Genomic DNA, 19,753 nt, shown 5'->3' with positions numbered 1-19,753 from the left:
ATCTCTTGAACACAACGGCGTTAGCCTTTATAAATGCGATAGCAATAAGAAAGCCATTCGATATATAATGAAAAGTTAATCATTTCTTTTATAAAAGGCTGTCGCCTGTTTTTCAAACTATGTGCAAGCACGCAAACAGCGTTGCTGTTTGTGCCTGATAATTTGTAATAAAAACAGCTTTCTTGGGCGTTGCCCAAACCCACGAGCCTTTAAAAAGGCTCGACCTAAATTTCTTTGTCCGATCAGAAAGCATAGGCAATCTTAATACTTTTAATTCCCGACTGTTTCTAAGTTATTGTCGGGAACAAGAAAATTATTACTTTGCAAACTATCATCTCGTAATAAAAACCATAATTTACCCAGACTTTTAAAAGAACTGTTTTAATAAAAAATTAACTAAAAAGGCAATACCACAATTAATGTGATATTGCCTAAATTTTTAAAGAAATTCCATAGGGTCAAGGCGGTCTGTTTCACTTCTTCTGATTTCAAAGTGTAAATGTTCGCCGGTGGAGTCGCCTGTAGAGCCTACATAGGCTACAGTCTGTCCCTTATATACCTTGTCACCCTGACTTACTGCAAGTGAACTGCAGTGACCGTACAATGAATAATATCCGTTTCCGTGGTCGATTATAACATAGTTGCCATAGCCTGAATCATCATATCCTGCCCATGTTACTGTGCCGCCGTCAGCCGCTACAATGTCCTGACCGCCGATTCCGTCATCTGAAATATCTATGCCTGAATGAAGTCTGCCCCAACGATAGCCGTAGTAGCTTACAATGTTGTGGGTGTAGGGAAGAGGCCACATAAACGAACCTGTTGCATCGTATGACGGAGCTTCGCTTGTGCCCTGAACAATTATCTCGTTCTTAGGCTCTTTTGTAACATTTCTTGCTGTTTCAACAGAATCTGTCTGTTCTCCGTTTATATATGTTACCTTGTAGGTTACTTCAGCCTCGCCGTTTTCACCTTCTTGCTTGGTTTCGCTGTAGGTGTTGCTCTTTGAATCGTCATACTCGTATTGGGTATCGTAATTAAGGCTGATTGTATCGGTAACATCAGTAGTAACAGCCACATAAAGATAATCTTTAGCAAGCTCAAGAACTTCATCTGCCGTAAGTACGGTTTCATTCGGGAATTTACCGTTGATAATTTTTACTGTATTTGCAAAATCAGCGGTAGTATTTTCGTCATAACCCTCTTTAGCGTCAAATAAAATTTTATTTAACGCATTGCCGAGGGCAGATGTTTCTCCTGTAACACCGATTTTTTTGCCGTTAATATAAAGTGCAGAAAGTTGAGCGCCGATATTGTTGCTCAAAACTGCATTTGTAACAGCTTTTTCCGCAGTATCGGTTGCCTCATCTGCTGTAGCTATGCTTGAAAATTCATTTGAAGTATAGTCAACATAAGAGTATCCCGAAGACTTGGCACTTTGTACAGTCGCTTTCTTTTCTGTCGGCGGTACGGAAAGTGCACTTGCGCCCGATGCAAAACCTATCATAGCGGCAGTGAGGCAGGCAACAGATGCAAGCATAGCTTTCTTCTTGATTGCCTTATGCACACTTGCTTTTGAAACAGGTGCGGCGTGAGCGTATTTTCTGTCATTTTTATAGCGTGTTGCGGTAACAAGCTTTAATGTTGGATTATCTGTATCATTAAAGTTTATACCCTGTCTTGCAGCGCTGTATCGTCTGTCAAAATAACAGATTTCAGCTCGTTTGGAGCTTGTCTGCATAACAGGCTTTGGCTGTACGGCAGGTTTGTTTTGCCTTTTTGCAACAGGTTTTGTAACATTTCTTTTTACGGTTACTTTTCTTGTTGATTTTATTTTAAACTTTTTTGCTGCAAGCGCAGCTGCTCTCTTTATAAAGCGAACAGTTTTCTGAGCGGTATTAAGCTCTTGAGGTTTGCGCCTTGTAAAAGGAAGACTCTCGATTTCTTGGTAGCCGTCCTTGCCAATGAACTTTGTACTCAAAATAATTTCTCCTATCTCATTAACTGTTACATTCTTGTAACAAACTTAACACTATTATTATAACAAATAGTAACAAAATTGCAATAGAAGAATTAAAAACCGTAATCTTATCCAGTAATTAGCACAAATCTAACAGCGTATATTATGCAACAGATACAATAATTCTCAAAATTAATTATACTTTAAGTTATCGACTGTTAAATCTTTTAACTTATTGTAATATTTATTTAATGCCTCAATAGCACCGTTAAAGTCGTGTTCCTTGTAATTTCCGCACTCTGCGGCAGTATTTCCTGGAATTTCGCCTGTGTGATTCTTACATTTAAAAACAGTATCTTTAATGAGCTCAAGGGCATCTTCCTGCGACATATCTCTTACAAGAAAATAAAATCCCGTTCTGCAGCCCATAGGGCCAAAATAAATTACCTTATCCGCATATTTGCTGTTGCGTGAATATGTTGCAAAAAGATGTTCAATAGTGTGCATAACAGGGTTAGGCAGAAACGGCGGAGTATTCGGCTTAATAAATCTCATATCGTATGTTGTAATGTCACCGTCAATTCTCGATACATAAACACCCGGTTCAAGTGTATCGTGATTTACCTGAAAGCTTGCAATTCTTTCCATTATAAAAAACCTCTTTCTTATTTAATAGTTTTAAGCGTAGTCTGCAATACCGGTAAAGCAAATGTTAAGGTCAACTTCGCCTTCAATACCGTCAACCTTACCTGCGGTTGTATATTGCCACATCGAAAATTGATAGTAAAATTCAGGCGTGTCGCTGTATTCGCAGTACCAAATGTCATAGTCCTTTAATCTTGAAAGGTCATATTTAAAATAAAGTTCACGGCTCGGAGAGTAAATAGATGCGGTATAGCCGTTTGATTCTACGGTCTGGCAGAATGCTCTTGCACATTCGGTTGCCTCGTAAGCAGAAACATTGTCGGTTCTTGCATCATCATCTTTTACAATTTCCCAGTCATAAGCAACGGGATAATCAAGTTTGATGTCGCCGAGAATGTCTTTTACATAGTTTGCCTCCTCAATAGCCTCATCGGTATTAATTGCTTGGGAGAAGAAGTAAACACCGACTTTGATGCCGTTGTCTTTTGCCTCTGTAATATTTTTTATTGCATTTTCGTCTTGATACAGAGTTCCCTCTGTGCCGTAGCCTCTGCCGCCGATTCTTATCATAGCAAAGTCAATGCCCGAATCCTTAACTTTTTTCCAGTCGATAGTTCCGTTGTAATCGGAAACATCTACACCCTCTGTTGATGCCGCTTTACCGTTTACATTGTAATACTTAAAGTTAGCGTCGGCAGAAAAATTATTTTTATCGAGGGTATTTTTTGGAACATTGGCAAGTTCTGTTATCCAGATTTCTCCGAGAGTGGAATCGTTTATTAAAATTTTTTCTCCTGTGGTTTTTACTGTTGTATCTGTAGGAGTGGGGGTGTAGGAACTTTGTTCGGCAGTGCTTTCGCTCTTGCCTATGCAGCCTGACAGTGCAACTGTGCTTACGAGGAGTGCCGAAATAAGTATGTATTTAATTTTTTTCATCATATTAACTCCTATTTTGTATTTATTAATGACAGGATAACACAAAAATAAATTTCTGTAAATAAAATAAGTCAAAATTTATATTGAAAATATTGTGAAAATTAAGTATAATAGAACAGTATAATGCAACAATATGGCTCACATTAAAGAAAGGAGTAGGGATTATGAATGCTGCAAAGGTTACAGGTTATGCCAAAAAGCCTAAAAAAGAGCTTATCAAAGCCATTGATGACTGTGTGTCGTTAAGTCAGCTTTTTGCGCTTATCCAGCATGAGAATATAACTATGCAAATGCATTCACAACCCGGCGCATCAAACCTTGCTCCAAAGGTTCTTTCAGCACAAGAGATTATAGATAAAAAAGACACTCCGCTTGAGCGTCTTAAAACTGAAATAAAAAAATCCGTTTTAAAAAGCAAATAGCAGTTGTATCGAATTTTGTCGGTACAACTGCTGTTTTTTGTTTTAAATATTTTGTTAAAAAGAATTGCTGAAGCCTGATAAATTTAGTGGTTTGCAGAATACTTTGCCGGTCAATTACAATTGTAAAATTAACCGCCGCTTTCCGCTAAACATAATTTTATCCAAAAACCTAAAATCAAAAAACAACCACAAGTAGCATTTTAAAGCGTTCTTCACCGAAAACTGCGTGAGGGTGTTTTGCAGGCATAACGATTGATTCACCTTCTTTTAATATATACTCAATGCCGTCAACAGTAATTTTTCCGACACCGTCAAGGCAGGTTACAAATGCGTCGCCACCCGATTCGTGAGTGCTGATTTCCTCGCCTTTATCAAAAGAAAAAAGAGTTACGCTTACTGCATCGTTTTGTACAAGGGTTTTGCTCACTACCATTCCGTCCTGATAAGCAACTTCGTCTTTTAATGTAAGCACCTGTGATTTGCTTATATTTTTCATTTTACCGTTTTTAAATAACATTTCCGTTGTAAGTACCTCCTTTGTTGAAAACATAATTATTTTTTACAATATTATCACATAAATACCCGATAAACTCAATAAAGTGATGCACAATGTATTGATGAATTTTTGAAAAGTGATATTTTCAATTGCGAATATTGATATATGAATTTTTTTGATGTAAAATAATAATGTTATACTGTTAAAAGGTTAAATTTAAGAAAGGCAAATTGAGAGGAAAATATGATTAAACTCAGAAGATTTTTGAAGGACTACAAAAAAGAATGTATTATCGGCCCTTTATGTAAGCTTTTTGAGGCAATACTTGAGCTTATTGTTCCGCTTGTAATGGCGGATATAATTGACAACGGTGTCACCAACGGCGACAAAGGCTATGTACTGCGTATGGGTCTTGTAATGGTTGCGCTTGCGGCAACGGGATTGCTTAGTGCGCTTGTGTGTCAGTATTTTGCTTCAAAAGCCTCACAAGGTTTTGGTACAAAGGTGAGAAGAGCGTTGTTTTCTCACATCAACTCACTTTCTCACGCAGAACTTGACAAACTCGGTACACCGTCACTCATTACAAGAATTACAAATGATGTAAACCAGTCACAACAGATGGTTGCAATGACTATACGATTGCTCACAAGAGCACCGTTTATTGTTATCGGCTCAATTATTATGGCAATGACAATCAGCGTGAGAATGTCAATTATTTTTATAATTGCCGCCGTTATTATCGGTCTTATACTTTATTTTGTAATGACAAAGAGTATTCCGATTTTCAGCCTTATACAGAAAAAACTTGATAAAATCGGACTTGTTTCAAGAGAAAACCTTTCAGGTAACCGTGTTATCAGAGCTTTTTCAAAGCAGAAAAGCGAAAAAGAGAGAATTGATAATTCTACGGAGGATCTTGCAGCTACTTCAATTCGTATTAGTAGACTTTCCGCTCTGCTTAATCCCGCAACTTATGTTGTAACGGATGTAGCGATTATTGCAATTATCTGGTTCGGCGGTATTAATGTAGATGCCGGTAATATGCAGACGGGTGATATTATTGCGCTTGTAAGCTATATGACGCAGATTTTGCTTGCGATGATAGTTGTTGCAAACCTTGTGCTTTTAATGACAAAGGGCAGTGCGTCGGCAGCAAGAATCAACGAAGTCCTTGAAACGGAGCCAAGCGTAAAAGAAACCACAAAAGAGATTATTTCTGTAAATACAGACGAAAACACACCGAAGATTGCTTTTGACAATGTTTCTTTCAGTTATGGCGGCGGTGATGATGAGCTTAGTAAAATCAGCTTTGAAATCAAGCGTGGCTCAACTGTAGGTATAATCGGCGGTACAGGCTCGGGTAAGAGTACGCTTATCAACCTTATTCCTCGTTTTTATGATGTAACACAGGGAAGCGTGGAGGTTGACGGCAGAAATGTTAAAGATTATTCTTTCAAACAGTTAAGAAAACAGATTGGCATAGTTCCGCAGCAGTCAATACTTTTTAAAGGAACTATCCGTGACAATATGAAATGGGAAAATCCTGACCTTTCGGATGAAGATATTATTACTGCGCTTAAAAACGCACAGGCTTATGAATTTGTTTCAAAGCTGCCTATGGGACTTGACAGCCATGTTGAGCAGGGCGGTAAAAACTTCAGCGGCGGTCAAAGACAGCGACTTTGCATTGCAAGGGCAATTGCGGCACAGCCAAAGGTACTTATTCTTGACGACAGCTTTTCCGCACTTGACTTTGCAACAGATGCGGCACTCAGAAAAGCGCTTAGTCAGTACACTCATGAGATGACGGTTATAATTGTAACACAGCGTTGTTCAACAATTATGAATTCTGATTTAATACTTGTGCTTGACGACGGTATGCTCGTAGGTAAGGGCACTCACAAAGAATTGCTTAAAAACTGCGAAACCTACAAGGAAATCTGCCTTTCACAGCTTAGCAAATCGGAGGTGGAAGTTTGAAAAAATCAGTAGTAAGAAGAGTTTTAAAATATATAAAACCATACAAAGGATTGCTTGCACTTGCTATTTTAAGTGCGATTATAAGCGTTTCGCTTACCCTTTATATTCCTGTACTTACAGGTAATGCCATTGATAATATTATAGATAAAGGCAATGTTAATTTTGAAAATGTACTTCAAATAATTATTTATATAGCCGTCGGTGTTGCCGGTGTTGCGATTTTCCAGTGGACTATGACTTATTTTACAAATGTAATTTCATACAAAACAGTAAGAGATTTAAGAAGAGATGTTTTCTGTAAATTTAACGATGTGCCGCTATCGTACATTGACACACACTCGCACGGTGACCTTATCAGCCGAGTAATCAATGATGTTGATGCCGTAGGCGACGGCCTTTCACAGATGTTTTTGCAGTTGTTCTCGGGTATTGTTACAATTCTCGGAACAATGGTATTTATGTTTATAATTGACTGGAGAATTGCTCTTGCGGTAATTATCCTTACTCCGCTTTCGTTATTTGTGGCTGCTTTTATAGGTAAAATGACACATAACCGTTTTGCAAGACAACAGCAGCTGCAGGGCGATATTTCCTCATATGTTGAGGAATATGTGGGCAATCAGCGAATTGTAAAGGCTTTTTCATATGAAGACAGAGCTTTTGAAAATTTTGAAAAATACAACCAAGAACTTTACACGGTAGGCTTTAAAGCACAGTTTGCAGGTGCTCTTGCTAACCCGAGCACACGATTTGTAAATGCAATGGTGTATGCGGCTGTCGGTATATTCGGTGCAATTACAGCAATTGCAGGCACACTTTCGGTCGGACAGCTTTCGTGTTTTTTAACCTATGCAAACCAATATACAAAGCCGTTCAACGAAGTAACGGGCGTGCTTACGCAATTGCAGACAGCTATTGCGGCGGCGGGAAGAGTATTTGATGTGCTTGACGCCGAAGACGAACCAAAAGATAAGCCTGATTCAATTAAAGTTGAAAATTGCAAAGGCAATGTTAAAATTGAGAATGTCAACTTCTCTTATGTAAAAGACAAGCCTCTTATTACAAACTTTTCTCTTGATGTAAAGAGCGGAAGTCACATTGCAATTGTAGGACCTACAGGCTGCGGTAAAACAACATTTATAAATCTTCTTATGAGATTCTACGATACCGACAGCGGTAAAATATCGGTTGACGGTGTAGATATAAAAGATATGGAGCGTGACGAGCTAAGAAAGCTGTACGGAATGGTTTTGCAGGACAGTTGGTTGTTCTGCGGCACTATTATGGAAAATCTTAAGTACGGCAATCCGAACGCTACAGACGAAGAAGTTATTGAGGCTGCAAAGGCGGCATATGCGCACAGCTTTATAAGAAGAATGCCGGATGGTTATGACGCTATGATTTCAGAGGGCAGCGGTAACCTTTCGCAGGGACAAAAGCAGCTGCTCTGTATAGCAAGAGCAATGCTTTCCAATCCGACAATGCTTATTCTCGACGAGGCTACTTCGTCTATTGATACACTTACGGAAATTCGTGTTCAAAAAGCCTTTGCAAAGATTATGCAGGGCAGAACAAGCTTTGTTGTTGCACACAGGCTTTCTACTATTAAGGAAAGCGATGCTATTCTTGTTATGCGTGACGGTAATATCATTGAGCAGGGTACTCACGATGAACTTCTCGCAAAGGGCGGTTTCTATAAGAATCTGTACGAAAGTCAGTTTGCCAAGTAATCGGTGTCACATAGTGACACAATTATAAAAAACTATATATTATCAGGTTAAAATACTTGGAACAAATGTTTTGAATTTGTAACCTTTTTGCTTATAAAGGTTACAACAAAGCTCTTAAGAGTCGCAAAACCCCAGATTTTATGGAGGTTTTGCGGCTCTTTTTTGTATTATAATTTCGCTTGAGAATTATAAATTAAAATAAGGTAAAAATAATTTCAAATCTGAAAAATATTACTTAGGTTTGTAAATTTTATTTCATTTTGTGCTATATTTATCTTGATTTTTATCAGCTGATGGGGTATAATGATAGCAAACGGTGGCATAAGGTGTCATTTAGTGACTGAATGATACTCAAAAAACCGAAATTCAGTTCTAAACGGAGGTGGGCAAAATGTTTTCCGGAATGTCTAATAATTCAATCGATGCAAAAGGACGAGTTGTTTTGCCTGCTAAGTTTAGAGATGAACTTGGAGATACCTTTTATGTTGCACAGGGCTTTGGCACTCCTTGTATTCAGGTTATGTCTAAGGAAGTTTTTGAGCATTTCTGTTCACAGATTATGCAGCTGCCCGCTAACAAAGCTATGATTCTCCAATATACTTTTACGGCAACCGCTGTTGAAGTATCGTCTAATTCACAGGGCAGAGTTCAGCTTCCGCAAACTTTAAGGGAGAACGCAAAGCTTGACAGCGATGCTCTTGTAATCGGTCTTAATAATCGTATTGAGATTTGGAGCAAGTCAGTGTTTGAGGATTATGTAAATTCACAGAAGGAACAGCTTGCCGACGCAGTTGGCAGCCTTTCATTCGGATAAGGAGCAAGCTATGGAATTTAATCATATTCCCGTTCTGCTCAATGAAACCATCGAAGGGCTTAATATTAAAGAAAACGGCATTTATGCCGATGGTACTGCAGGCGGTGGGGGACACAGCAGTGAGATTCTAAAACACCTTACTACAGGTAAACTTATCTCAATTGACCGTGATCCCGATGCTATCCAAACGCTTACAAAGCGTTTTTGCAAAAATGAAAATTCAATAATCATAAAGGGCAACTTTGCAGACATTGCCGAGCTTTTAAAGCAAAGAGGCGTTGGCAGACTTGACGGGGTTATGCTTGACATCGGTGTTTCTTCTCATCAGCTTGACACAGCCGAGCGGGGATTTTCTTTTCACGAGGATGCTCCTCTTGATATGAGAATGAGCCAAAGCGGTACAACAGCCGCAGATTTGGTAAATTCGCTTCCTTTTGAAGAATTACGCAGAATTATTTACACCTACGGTGAAGAAAAATTTGCGGATTCCATTGCAAAGGGTATTGTGAAAGCGAGAGAAGAAAAGAAAATTGAAACTACCTTACAGCTTGCCGAGATTATCAAACAGAATGTTCCACAGAAAGTGCGAAGAGAAGGACATCCTGCAAGAAAAACATTTCAGGCTATAAGAATAGCGGTAAATGACGAACTCGGAGCACTTAACAAAGGTCTTGACGGAGCGTTTGAAATGCTCGGTTCGGGCGGAAGGCTTGCGGTTATTACATTCCATTCGCTTGAGGACAGAATTGTTAAGCAAAAAATGGCATCATGGTGTAAGGGATGTACTTGCCCGAAAGATTTTCCGGTGTGCGTATGTGGCAATAAGCCCAAGGCAAAACTCATTACCAGAAAACCGATTTGTGCAAATGGGACAGAATTGGAATTAAATCCCAGGGCGAGAAGTGCAAAGTTGAGAATATGCGAAAAAATATAGTTTTTTCTTTGGTAGCTATGGACAAATGAGCTAAATTGTAGTAAAATATAACAAAGCTGTAAATAAGGTTACAGATACTATTAGTAGTAGCTCTTTTATACTGCAATTACTATATGTACGCATAATATAGGACTTTAAAGAAGATTTATCGTGCTTTAAATACGTATAATTCTTTTAAAATGTTAAATTTGTGAAATATTTTGCTCGTTTTGAAAAATGAGTATATTGTGTGTTTTATTATAAATGATATCGGAAAGGCACAGGGTGCAGAATATGGCATATGAAAACAGAAACGCAGCTTATGATTTGAGTCTTTTTGACCAGGCTTCAGCAGCTCCTTTGCCAAAGCGTGACGAAGAAGTAGAAAAGGTAAAAGAACCTAAGAAAAAGACCGGTAAAAAAGTAATTTCTCTGCCGGAAGAGGAATTACATAAAATCAGAAAGCGCAGACACAATCCGCTTAAGGTTGCACTCGGTACAATCGGCGGTGCGGCAGTTGCAATGATTATTGCAACAATTATTATAGGACAGGTAAGAATCACAGAGTTAAATCAGCAGATTATTACCGCAAAAGAAACACTCTCAAATGCACAGAGTGTTTACACACAGACAGAAATGAGCTTGCAGGCAAAGCTTAGCTCATCAGACATTGAAAAATATGCCGAAAACCAGCTTGGTTTGACCAAAGCATCAAGTTCTCAGCAAGAATTTGTTTCACTATCGGGTGGAGATAAGGCAGAGGTTACTTCTCCGGAAAGTGAAAACCTCTTTACTCAGTTTATCAGCTCAATAGCAAATCTTTGGTCATAACATAACGGCAAACTTAATACAAATGTTATGGAGGAATAAGAGTTAAGACTGTGTCTTGGCTCTTTTTTCGGTATAGAACAGTTATTGTAAAATATTTACATTTTTATAAGGCTATTGCGGTTGAAAGGAGAAATTTTGTTGGAGAAAAACGATTTTACTAAAAAAGAAAAGAAAAAGAAGGCCGCAAAGGGTCCTAATCAGCGCCTAAGACACAGAACGGCAGTTCTTATTGTACTTATTCTTGTTATCGGTTTTGGCGCAATTGTTGCAAGACTCGGTTATCTTACCACTATACAGAGCGGAGAATTGCAGCAGGCTGCGGTTGAACAACAGCTTATGGACAGAAAACTCCCCGCAAAGCGTGGTACGATTTATGATTCAAACGGCAAGGTGCTTGCGGAAAGTGCATCTGTATGGCAGGTAGTTATGTCGCCTGCGAATATAGATACCGATAAGCAGAGAGAAGCTGTTGCTTCCGGTCTTTCTGAAATTCTCGGACTTGATAAGGCAGATTTGCTTGAAAAGACAAAGCAGAACAGCTACTATGTAGTTGTAAAGCGTAAGATTGAATCTGATACAAGAACAAAAATTCTTGAACTTATCGATAAACTTAAGAAAGACTACGACTGCAGCGATTATGCGGTACAGCTGCAGGATGACTACAAAAGATATTACCCGAATAACGACCTTGCGTCTAATGTAATTGGATTTACAGGCAGCGATGAACAGGGCCTTGAGGGTATTGAGTATGAGTACGATACTTATCTTAAAGGTACAGCGGGCAGAATCGTAACCGCCAAAAACTCAATAGGTACTGAAATGCCTTTTCAATATGAGCAGAATGTTGCAGCTAAGGACGGTAATAACCTTTATCTTACAATCGACTCAACAATTCAGTCTATTTGTGAAAAATATATGGCACAGGGTATCATTGATAATGATGTTCTTAACAAAGGCGTATGTATATTGATGGATGTAAATACAGGCGCTATTCTGGCTATGGTTACGGCAAACGGTTATGACCTTAACAATCCTTATCAGCTTTCGGACGAAGAACAGAAAAAAATAGACGCCCTTCCCGAAAATGAACAGGATGCAGCGGAAAGTGCGGCTTTGTCAGCAATGTGGCGTAATAAGGCTGTTGCCGATACTTACGAGCCGGGTTCTGTATTTAAAATGTGTACAGCGTCAATGGTTCTTGAAGAAGGTCTTGTAAATCCGGACACAAGTACATTTTATTGTGCGGGTTCAATGACAATCGCTGATGCCGATCCTATTCATTGTCATAACCTTGCAGGCCACGGTACACAAAGCTTTACAGAGGCTATTGTAAATTCATGTAACCCTGCTTTTATGCAGATGGGACAGTTGCTTGGCATTAACAAATATACACAGTATTATAAAGCATTCGGTTTTGCGAACAAAACAGGAATTGACCTTCCCGGTGAGGCTGATGACCAGTTCTTTACAGATATGGATGAAGTTGACCTTGCGGTAGGTTCATTCGGTCAGAACTTTAAAATCACACCTATACAGATGATTACAGCTTGTGCCGCTGTTGCAAACGGCGGTTATGTACTCCAGCCTTATGTGGTTTCAAAAATCACAGATTCAGACGGCAATGTGGTAAAAACCGTTGAAAAGACAGTTAAGCGCCAGGCTGTTTCAAAAGAAACATCTGATAAGATGAACGAAATTCTTGAATACAACACATCGACTGCAGGTTCGACTTCGGGTTATGTTGCCGGTTATCGTGTAGCAGGTAAGACAGGTACTTCCGAGAAAAAGGGTGGGGAAATAATCAGTAACTATAAGGAAGACTATATTGCATCTTTCTGCGGATACGCTCCTGCCGATGACCCTCAGGTTGCTATGCTTGTATTCTTTGATACACCGAACGGTGCTTCATACTACGGTTCTCAGGTAGCATCTCCTGTATTTATCAATATTATGACAGAGGTTCTTCCTTATCTTGATATTAAAACAAGTTACTCGGATGACGAACTTGAGTATGTTGATGTATATGCAGGTTCTTATGTTGGACTTTCTGTTTCGGAAGCTACTGCAAATGCAGAGAATGACGGCTTTACAGTAACTGTAAAGGGTGACGGAGATAATGTAATTTCACAAATTCCTGCACCGTCATCACAGATACCGAGCGGAGGCAACATTGTACTTTATACGGATGAGGCAAGTACGGCAGAAAAGGTGACTGTACCGTATCTTGTCGGTTACTCGGTTTCGGAGGTAAATGCAGTTGCAAGTGCATACGGACTTAATGTAAGCCTTGTGGGTGCGGCTTCCGGCAGTGTAGTAAGTACATCACAGGATATAGCAGAGGGTACTATGGTTAGTGAAGGATCGTTAATTACAGTAACCTTTAGTTCTTCGGTGAGTGTGAACGATTAAAATTTGCGGTTCAGAGGGGACTGCAATGTTAAATAACCATTGGGCAGGGCTTTGATTATTCAAGCCCTTTGCCCGTATGAAAGGAACGATAATTAATGGTATATGGAATCTGGACTTTTGTGGCGGCTCTCGTTGCATTTATTATTTCTGCGGTTGCGGGTGCATTTTTAATTCCAATGCTTCGCAAACTTCACTTTGGTCAGACTATTCTTGAAGACGGCCCTAAGTGGCATAAGAAAAAACAGGGCACTCCGATTATGGGCGGTTTTATGTTTATTATAGCTATTACAGCCGTTACATTAATAAGCACAATTGTATATATGTGCATCGGTAAGAATTTCATAAACCTTTATTTTGCGGATATTAATAAAGAAACCGTAATGATATTTGCGGGACTTTTCCTTGCCCTTGCAAACGGTGCTATCGGTTTCATTGATGACTATACCAAGGTAGTAAAAAAGCGTAATTTAGGTTTGACAGCAAAGCAAAAACTTATTTTACAGTTTGCCGCCGCTATTGTTTATATTATTATTCTTGCAGTTGCAGGTTGCGGCACTGCAACAACAATTCCTTTTGTTGGCAGAGTTGACCTCGGATTTTTCTACTACATTATTTCGGCAATTGTAATTGTCGGCATTGTCAATGCGGTAAATCTTACCGACGGCGTAGACGGTCTTGACGGTTCAATTACATTTTTTGTATGTATAAGCTTTATGGTAATAGCATGTATGATGAGCGCTCTCGGTGTAACAGTGTGGAGTGCGGCATCGGCAGGTGCTTGCCTTGGTTTCCTTGTTTGGAACTTCCACCCTGCAAAGGTATTTATGGGCGATACAGGTTCACTTTTCCTCGGCGGACTTGTATGTGCAATAGCTTTTGCTGTTGATATGCCTATACTTCTTCTTCCGATAGGTATTGTTTACCTTTGTGAGATGTTCTCTGTTATTTTACAGGTTAGCTACTTTAAGGCTACCCACGGCAAAAGATTATTTAAGATGAGCCCTATTCACCATCATTTTGAGATGTGTGGTTGGAGCGAGGTTAAGATAGTAAGCGTATTCAGCATTGTAACAGCAATATTCGGCGTGATTTCTGCGTTGATTGTTTACTTTGGTGTAGTTGCTTAATTTATTTTTTCAGACTGACGGGAGGTTTTGCGAATGGCTCCGTATCTGAATATGATACTCAAGGCTGATATAAACAGAATATATGACGAGAAATATCTTGAAGCAGAGCAGGCTAAGAAAGAGAAATTCTTTAACGCTCCTAAAAAGAATTCCGCAAATTCTACAGGTAAAAAGCGCAGAAAAAAGCCGGGTTGGATTACAACGGGTATGGGTATAGATTTGCCGTTCTGCATTATTATTCTTGTGTTGCTTACAATAGGCTTGATTATGATGTTTTCGGCAAGTTACCCGGTTGCATACTATAGCCTTGGCAACAGTTACTACTATCTTGTAAGACAGTTGATTTTTGCCGCTATCGGCGTAGCGTGTATGTTTGGTGTTTCGATTTTTAACTATAATAAGCTGCACAGAATTGTTCCGCTTATTATGGGTATTTCATACCTTGCTTTGATAATTGTACTTATCGTGCCGTCAGGCGAAGCAGGCGTACACCGTTGGATTCCTTTAGGTCCTTTTAATATTCAGCCGTCAGAGATTGCAAAGTTTTCTACAATACTTTTCTTTGCTCATTGGTGCAGTAAGCATTATGATAAAATGCAGTTGCCAAAATTCAGCGTACTCCCCGGTATTACAGTATTCGGTACGACTGCAATGTTACTTTTCCTTGAGCCTCACTACTCAGGTATCGTTATTATTGCAATGCTTACCGTCCTTATGCTTTACATTGGCGGTATGAAAACAAGATACCTTGCAATAGGCGGTATTATTCTCGGTGCATTGGTAATTGTGCTTGCTATGACAGGCGGACTTACATATGCTATGAGCCGTATGGACGGTTGGGGACAGTCGCTTGAATACACAACCGAAGATATGTGGCAGACAACATGGCAGACAAGAAACTCACTTTACGCAATCGGTTCCGGCGGACTTTGGGGTCTCGGACTCGGTCAGTCAAGACAGAAATTTCTTTATTTGCCTGAACCGCAGAACGACTTTATTTTTGCTATTGTAGTTGAGGAACTCGGACTTGTGGGTGCAGTCCTCATACTTCTTATATTTGCACTTCTTGTATGGAGAGGAATTACACTTTCACTTCGTTCAAAAGATAATTTCGGAAAACTTTTGGGTATAGGTCTTACTTCACAGATCGGTTTGCAGGTAATACTTAATATTCTTGTAATTACCGACTGGCTGCCTAATACAGGTATCAGCTTGCCGTTCTTCAGTTACGGCGGCAGTTCGCTTATTATGTTGCTTGCGCAGATGGGACTTGTGCTTTCGGTTTCAAGAACGGCAAACATCGAAAAGCAGTAAGTGTTTGGAGGTATATAAATGAGAGTTTTACTTGCAGGAGGAGGCACGGCAGGACATATAAACCCTGCTCTTGCCATCGCAGGATTTATAAAGCAGAAGAAACCAGATACGGAATTTCTTTTTGTGGGCAACAAGGGCGGTATGGAAGAAACCCTTGTTCCGCAGGCAGGATATAATATGAAATTCATTGTTATCAGCGGTTTTAACCGTAAGCTTTCACCGAAAGGCTTGGTTGACAATGTAAAAACTGTAAAAAGAACAATCACTTCTTCTATTGACGCAAAGAAAATTATAAAAGAATTTAAACCTGATATTTGCATCGGTACAGGCGGATATGTTTCAGGCCCGGTTATCAGAGCTGCCGCAAAGCTCGGTGTAAAAACCGTTATTCACGAGCAGAATGCTTATCCGGGAATTACAAACAAAATGCTCGCAAAAGAAGTTGACAAGGTAATGCTTGCAGTGCCCGACGCTAAAAAGCATTTTGATAAAAAGGCAGATTTTGCCGTTACGGGTAACCCTGTAAGAAGTAAAATCCTTACTGCAAACAGGGAAGAGGCACGGGCAAAGCTCGGTGTTGACGAAAGACCTGTAGTGCTTTCATTCGGCGGCAGTCTTGGTGCAAGAAAAATTAACGAGGGTGTAGCCGATTTAATTGCAAGGAGCGGAATAGACGGAAGATACCAACATATTCACGCTTACGGCAAATACGGAAAATGGTTCCCCGACCTTTTGAAAGAAAAGGGCTGTGACCTTGAAAAAGCTGACAATCTCGATATAAGAGAGTTTATTAATGATATGGATGTTTGTATGGCGGCTGCGGATTTAGTAATCTGCCGTGCAGGTGCTATTACACTTAGCGAAATTCAGGCACTCGGCAAACCCGCAATTCTTATTCCGTCACCGAATGTTGCGGAAAATCATCAGTATCACAATGCTATGGCGCTTGTTAATGCAGGTGCTGCCGATATTATTGAAGAAAAGGATCTTACAGGCAGATTGCTTATGCAAAAGGCAGACAATATGCTTTCAAATCCCGAAAAACTTGCCGAATATGCAAAAAATGCAAGAAAAACCGCTATAACAGACGCTAACGAGAGAATTTACTCCGTTATAAAAGGTGTGCTTGGTCTTGTGTAACACATTTTGCATCTGATACATAGAATGTAAAGGTATTTTATGTAGGAGGGTGTTATTGTGTCAAGACTTCTTGTTACGGGACGGGAAAAGCTCAGCGGTGAAGTTAATGTTCAGGGTGCAAAAAACAGCGCCTTGCCGATTATTGCGGCTTCGGTTCTGACAAAGGGCGAGAATGTGCTTTTCAATTGTCCCGCTCTCTCGGATATTGAGGCATCCTCGCAGATTCTTCGCTATCTCGGCTGTAATGTAAAGCGATTTCATACTACTATGCTCATTACCGCTGACGGATTGTGCAGAAATGACATTCCTGATGTTCTGATGAGAAAAACAAGAAGTTCAATTATTTTTTTAGGCGCTGTTCTTGCACGGACGGGTGCGGTCAAACTTTCGTTCCCCGGCGGATGCGAGCTTGGACCTCGTCCTATAGATATGCACCTGAATGCACTCATACAAATGGGTGCGGAAATTGTAGAAAAACATGGCGTAATAGATTGTACTGCACCAAAGGGGCTGAAAGGCACAAAAATAGCTCTTTCGTTTCCGAGCGTAGGTGCAACCGAAGATATTATGATAGCCGCAAGTACCGCTGACGGTACAACTACAATTATAAATGCCGCTTGCGAACCTGAAATTTGCGACCTTGCAGATTATCTCAACAGTTGCGGAGCAAAAATCAGCGGCGCAGGCGAGGGAGTTGTTGTGATAGACGGTGTTTCGTCGCTTAACGGCACTCAACACACAATTATTCCCGACAGAATAGTTGCGGCAACTCTTATGTCTGCTGCGGCTGTTACTCAATCAAAAATTACGCTGAAAGGAATTGTGCAGAGTCACCTCGGAACAGTTATTCCCGTTCTTGAGGAGGCAGGCTGCAAGATACGCTCAAGCGGCGGAAATCTTACGATATCCGCACCGCAAAAACTTTCGGCTATCAGAACTATTCGTACAATGCCGTATCCCGGTTTTCCTACCGATGCTCAAGCACCTCTTATGGCAGTTGCAAGCATAGCGGAAGGAACTACCGTGTTTGTCGAAAATATTTTTGAAAACAGATACCGACATACAGGCGAACTTTCCAGAATGGGTGCAAAGATAAAAACAGAAGGAAAGGTTGCCGTTGTAGAGGGTGTGCGGTCACTGTACGGAGCAAAAGTTGATGCGCCCGATTTGCGTGGAGGAGCGGCACTGGTAATTGCCGCACTTTCGGCAGACGGTGTTACCGATATAGGTAATTCGGAGTATTTGGAAAGAGGATATGAAAATATAGAGCTTATGCTCGGTTCTTTGGGTGCGAGTATATCAAAGCTTTAGGATGGGTATATTTGTAAGGAGGATAATATGGCAGAAGATAAGAGGAAGGAGCTTTCGGCGGAAGAACGCAGAAAAATCGGAAAGCAGCGAAAGCAGGCTGCCAAAGAGGCACAAAAGTACCGAAAAAACAAGGAAAAGGCAGTAAAATCCTCCGCTAAACAGGAAAATAAAGACAGTGCCAAAAAGCAGAATGAGCCTAAAATACAAGGCGAAAACAAAAAGCCGAAAACCGCACCGTCAAAGAAAAATTACAATGCACAAAAGGCAAAAGCAACAAAAAATAATATAAAATCCGAAAAAAAGACAGAGAACAAATCTCACAGCAAAATTGAGCAAAAACTCAATGAACAGATGAAAAAGCAGAGAGATGATCTCAGTCAGGAAGAACGCTTTATAAGAAAAAGTGAAAAGAAAATCAAAAATCTCAAGCCAAGGGCTTATGATGACGGTTTTTATATAGATGAATTCGGTGAGCGCCAAAAGCAGCAAAGAGTTGCCCAAAGTATTCACGAGCAGGAAAATGAAAAAGTTAAGCGCCTTAAAAAGCCTATGACTTCAAATCAAATTAAAAAACGCCGAATTATGGCGTCGGCAATTACCTGCGGCGTGGTGCTTTTAATCGGCGTAATTTTGTCGCTTACAGTTCTTTTTAAAACCGAAAAAATTGAGGTAGAGGGAAACAGCTTTTACAGCAAAGATCAAATACTTTCGTATGCAAATGTAGCTTTGCAGAGTAATATTTTTGTAGGTAAAATGACTGCAACACCCGATAAAATTGCAGAGAAACTGCCTTATGTCGAATCTGCAAAAGTTGATTTTGTAGTGCCCGATACAATAAAAATAACCATAACAGACGCTGTTCCGTCTTATGTTATTATAAATGACGGAAAATTCCTGCTTATCAGTTCAAAAGGCAGAATACTTGATGTTATGGCTGACAATTCGTCAAACTACCCCGTACTTTCAAGCAGTTCACTTAAAAATACAACAGTCGGCGAATATGTATCATACAGCGATGAAAATGTGCCTGTAATTCTTGAAGAAATTTCCGACTCGTTAAGCAAAAACGAATTTAAAGGAATAACGGGTGTTGATGTTACAAATACAGCGAATATAGAGCTTGTTTATGACAACAGAATAGCTGTTATTATCGGTTTGCCGGAAGATATTGATTACAAAATCAGAACGGCAATGGCGATAATAACCGAAAAGCTTGACCCTAACAAAACAGGTGCAATTTACGGTACTCTTGATGTTTCTTCTTGCAGTACGACAAAGACATCAAGATTTAATCCTAACGAAACAATAGCGGTTACTACTGCGCCTGTCGGTACTACAATTGCGTCACAGGCTGCTGACAATACTTCTCCTGCTGTAACAACACCGTCTGCTACACTTGCCACTAACAGCAACGGCAATTATGTAGGCAGTATTCCCGCAACCGGCACAGATATAGGAAACGGTATTGTTGCCTTTGATACTGACGGCGACGGTATTGCAGAATGTTTTGATACCGACGGTGACGGATATGCCGATGTATATGGCTCGCTTAATTCGTCAGGCTCGAACGGTTCAGACAACAGCTCCGACAGCTATTCTGACGGCAGTGACGGATACAACAGCGGCGAACCGTCAGAAGATGATTCGACGCAGTATGATGACCCGAATAATTCGTATTTATAATTCTTATATGTAAATATTTGACATAATAAAAAGCATTTTAGA

General features: G+C 39.9%; 16 protein-coding genes. 12 read left to right on the top strand and 4 right to left on the bottom strand.

All coding sequences use genetic code 11. The annotated features are described in order from the left end of the window. Nucleotides 1-439: 439 nt before the first annotated feature. The 3 genes from AAAY30_RS04895 to AAAY30_RS04885 all read right to left on the bottom strand — a co-directional run bounded on the left by AAAY30_RS04895 (nucleotide 440) and on the right by AAAY30_RS04885 (nucleotide 3,541). Nucleotides 440-1,981, bottom strand: a complete 1,542-nt coding sequence (locus AAAY30_RS04895; RefSeq protein ID WP_301954478.1) for a M23 family metallopeptidase — start codon at nucleotides 1,979-1,981, stop codon at nucleotides 440-442. Between the two features lie 171 nt (nucleotides 1,982-2,152). Next, on the bottom strand, nucleotides 2,153-2,608 hold the full coding sequence (locus AAAY30_RS04890) for an S-ribosylhomocysteine lyase (RefSeq protein WP_195411151.1): 456 nt from the start codon (nucleotides 2,606-2,608) through the stop codon (nucleotides 2,153-2,155). A 30-nt stretch (nucleotides 2,609-2,638) separates the two neighbouring features. Beyond that, nucleotides 2,639-3,541, bottom strand: coding sequence for a glycoside hydrolase family 25 protein (locus AAAY30_RS04885; protein WP_337781747.1), 903 nt, complete (start codon nucleotides 3,539-3,541; stop codon nucleotides 2,639-2,641). Nucleotides 3,542-3,705: 164 nt separating this feature from the next. On the opposite strand from AAAY30_RS04885, the gene AAAY30_RS04880 reads away from it, so the two are divergent. Further along, a complete protein-coding gene (locus AAAY30_RS04880) occupies nucleotides 3,706-3,963 on the top strand; it encodes a hypothetical protein (protein ID WP_022234972.1) in 258 nt (85 codons plus the stop codon). Nucleotides 3,964-4,138: 175 nt separating this feature from the next. Here AAAY30_RS04880 and AAAY30_RS04875 read toward each other — a convergent pair whose 3' ends face one another. Continuing rightward, a complete protein-coding gene (locus AAAY30_RS04875) occupies nucleotides 4,139-4,480 on the bottom strand; it encodes a cupin domain-containing protein (protein ID WP_195411149.1) in 342 nt (113 codons plus the stop codon). A gap of 222 nt (nucleotides 4,481-4,702) precedes the next feature. Between AAAY30_RS04875 and AAAY30_RS04870 the strand changes: the two genes are divergently transcribed. The 11 genes from AAAY30_RS04870 (at nucleotide 4,703) to AAAY30_RS04820 (ending at nucleotide 19,711) form a co-directional block, all read left to right on the top strand. Further along, nucleotides 4,703-6,439, top strand: a complete 1,737-nt coding sequence (locus AAAY30_RS04870; RefSeq protein WP_186935826.1) for an ABC transporter ATP-binding protein — start codon at nucleotides 4,703-4,705, stop codon at nucleotides 6,437-6,439. Further along, entirely contained in the window at nucleotides 6,436-8,169 is a 1,734-nt protein-coding gene (locus tag AAAY30_RS04865) for an ABC transporter ATP-binding protein (protein WP_499215706.1), read from the top strand. The genes AAAY30_RS04870 and AAAY30_RS04865 overlap by 4 nt, the downstream gene beginning before the upstream one ends. A gap of 391 nt (nucleotides 8,170-8,560) precedes the next feature. After that, complete coding sequence (locus tag AAAY30_RS04860; RefSeq protein WP_295025823.1) at nucleotides 8,561-8,983, top strand: division/cell wall cluster transcriptional repressor MraZ; 423 nt, start codon at nucleotides 8,561-8,563, stop codon at nucleotides 8,981-8,983. 10 nt (nucleotides 8,984-8,993) lie between these two features. After that, nucleotides 8,994-9,917 (top strand): 16S rRNA (cytosine(1402)-N(4))-methyltransferase RsmH, encoded by a 924-nt coding sequence (rsmH, locus tag AAAY30_RS04855; RefSeq protein WP_022234967.1) that lies wholly within the window; start codon nucleotides 8,994-8,996, stop codon nucleotides 9,915-9,917. Nucleotides 9,918-10,190: 273 nt separating this feature from the next. Next, on the top strand, nucleotides 10,191-10,727 hold the full coding sequence (locus tag AAAY30_RS04850; RefSeq protein WP_178586362.1) for a hypothetical protein: 537 nt from the start codon (nucleotides 10,191-10,193) through the stop codon (nucleotides 10,725-10,727). Nucleotides 10,728-10,865: 138 nt separating this feature from the next. Next, on the top strand, nucleotides 10,866-13,136 hold the full coding sequence (locus AAAY30_RS04845; protein ID WP_337781749.1) for a penicillin-binding transpeptidase domain-containing protein: 2,271 nt from the start codon (nucleotides 10,866-10,868) through the stop codon (nucleotides 13,134-13,136). 95 nt (nucleotides 13,137-13,231) lie between these two features. Further along, the gene (gene mraY, locus AAAY30_RS04840) at nucleotides 13,232-14,263 is read left to right on the top strand and encodes a phospho-N-acetylmuramoyl-pentapeptide-transferase (RefSeq protein WP_022234964.1); all 1,032 of its coding nucleotides are present in this window, start codon (nucleotides 13,232-13,234) and stop codon (nucleotides 14,261-14,263) included. Between the two features lie 33 nt (nucleotides 14,264-14,296). Continuing rightward, a complete protein-coding gene (locus tag AAAY30_RS04835; protein ID WP_302190853.1) occupies nucleotides 14,297-15,577 on the top strand; it encodes an FtsW/RodA/SpoVE family cell cycle protein in 1,281 nt (426 codons plus the stop codon). 18 nt (nucleotides 15,578-15,595) lie between these two features. Continuing rightward, nucleotides 15,596-16,717: an undecaprenyldiphospho-muramoylpentapeptide beta-N-acetylglucosaminyltransferase gene (gene murG, locus AAAY30_RS04830; protein WP_022234962.1), complete on the top strand. Its 1,122-nt coding sequence runs from the start codon at nucleotides 15,596-15,598 to the stop codon at nucleotides 16,715-16,717. Nucleotides 16,718-16,774: 57 nt separating this feature from the next. Then, nucleotides 16,775-18,028 carry a UDP-N-acetylglucosamine 1-carboxyvinyltransferase gene (gene murA, locus AAAY30_RS04825; RefSeq protein WP_294667438.1) on the top strand — a complete coding sequence of 418 codons (1,254 nt, stop codon included), beginning with the start codon at nucleotides 16,775-16,777 and terminating at the stop codon, nucleotides 18,026-18,028. A 27-nt stretch (nucleotides 18,029-18,055) separates the two neighbouring features. Continuing rightward, nucleotides 18,056-19,711 carry a cell division protein FtsQ/DivIB gene (locus tag AAAY30_RS04820; RefSeq protein WP_499215707.1) on the top strand — a complete coding sequence of 552 codons (1,656 nt, stop codon included), beginning with the start codon at nucleotides 18,056-18,058 and terminating at the stop codon, nucleotides 19,709-19,711. The last annotated feature ends 42 nt before the right edge of the window (nucleotides 19,712-19,753 follow it).

This window comes from Ruminococcoides bili, assembly GCF_040093295.1.
Taxonomy (GTDB): Bacteria; Bacillota; Clostridia; order Oscillospirales; family Acutalibacteraceae; genus Ruminococcoides; species Ruminococcoides intestinale_A.
The sequence above is the reverse complement of the archived record's forward strand: the minus strand, read 5'-3'. Positions and strand labels throughout refer to the sequence as shown.

What these genes read in the sequence shown, in the direction of transcription:
- AAAY30_RS04890 (WP_195411151.1), bottom strand. Translation starts at nt 2,608, where the DNA reads ATGGAAAGAATTGCAAGCTTTCAGGTAAATCACGATACACTTGAACCG.
- AAAY30_RS04885 (WP_337781747.1), bottom strand. Translation starts at nt 3,541, where the DNA reads ATGAAAAAAATTAAATACATACTTATTTCGGCACTCCTCGTAAGCACA.
- AAAY30_RS04880 (WP_022234972.1), top strand. Translation starts at nt 3,706, where the DNA reads ATGAATGCTGCAAAGGTTACAGGTTATGCCAAAAAGCCTAAAAAAGAG.
- AAAY30_RS04875 (WP_195411149.1), bottom strand. Translation starts at nt 4,480, where the DNA reads ATGTTATTTAAAAACGGTAAAATGAAAAATATAAGCAAATCACAGGTG.
- AAAY30_RS04870 (WP_186935826.1), top strand. Translation starts at nt 4,703, where the DNA reads ATGATTAAACTCAGAAGATTTTTGAAGGACTACAAAAAAGAATGTATT.
- AAAY30_RS04860 (WP_295025823.1), top strand. Translation starts at nt 8,561, where the DNA reads ATGTTTTCCGGAATGTCTAATAATTCAATCGATGCAAAAGGACGAGTT.
- rsmH (WP_022234967.1), top strand. Translation starts at nt 8,994, where the DNA reads ATGGAATTTAATCATATTCCCGTTCTGCTCAATGAAACCATCGAAGGG.
- AAAY30_RS04850 (WP_178586362.1), top strand. Translation starts at nt 10,191, where the DNA reads ATGGCATATGAAAACAGAAACGCAGCTTATGATTTGAGTCTTTTTGAC.
- mraY (WP_022234964.1), top strand. Translation starts at nt 13,232, where the DNA reads ATGGTATATGGAATCTGGACTTTTGTGGCGGCTCTCGTTGCATTTATT.
- AAAY30_RS04835 (WP_302190853.1), top strand. Translation starts at nt 14,297, where the DNA reads ATGGCTCCGTATCTGAATATGATACTCAAGGCTGATATAAACAGAATA.
- murG (WP_022234962.1), top strand. Translation starts at nt 15,596, where the DNA reads ATGAGAGTTTTACTTGCAGGAGGAGGCACGGCAGGACATATAAACCCT.
- AAAY30_RS04820 (WP_499215707.1), top strand. Translation starts at nt 18,056, where the DNA reads ATGGCAGAAGATAAGAGGAAGGAGCTTTCGGCGGAAGAACGCAGAAAA.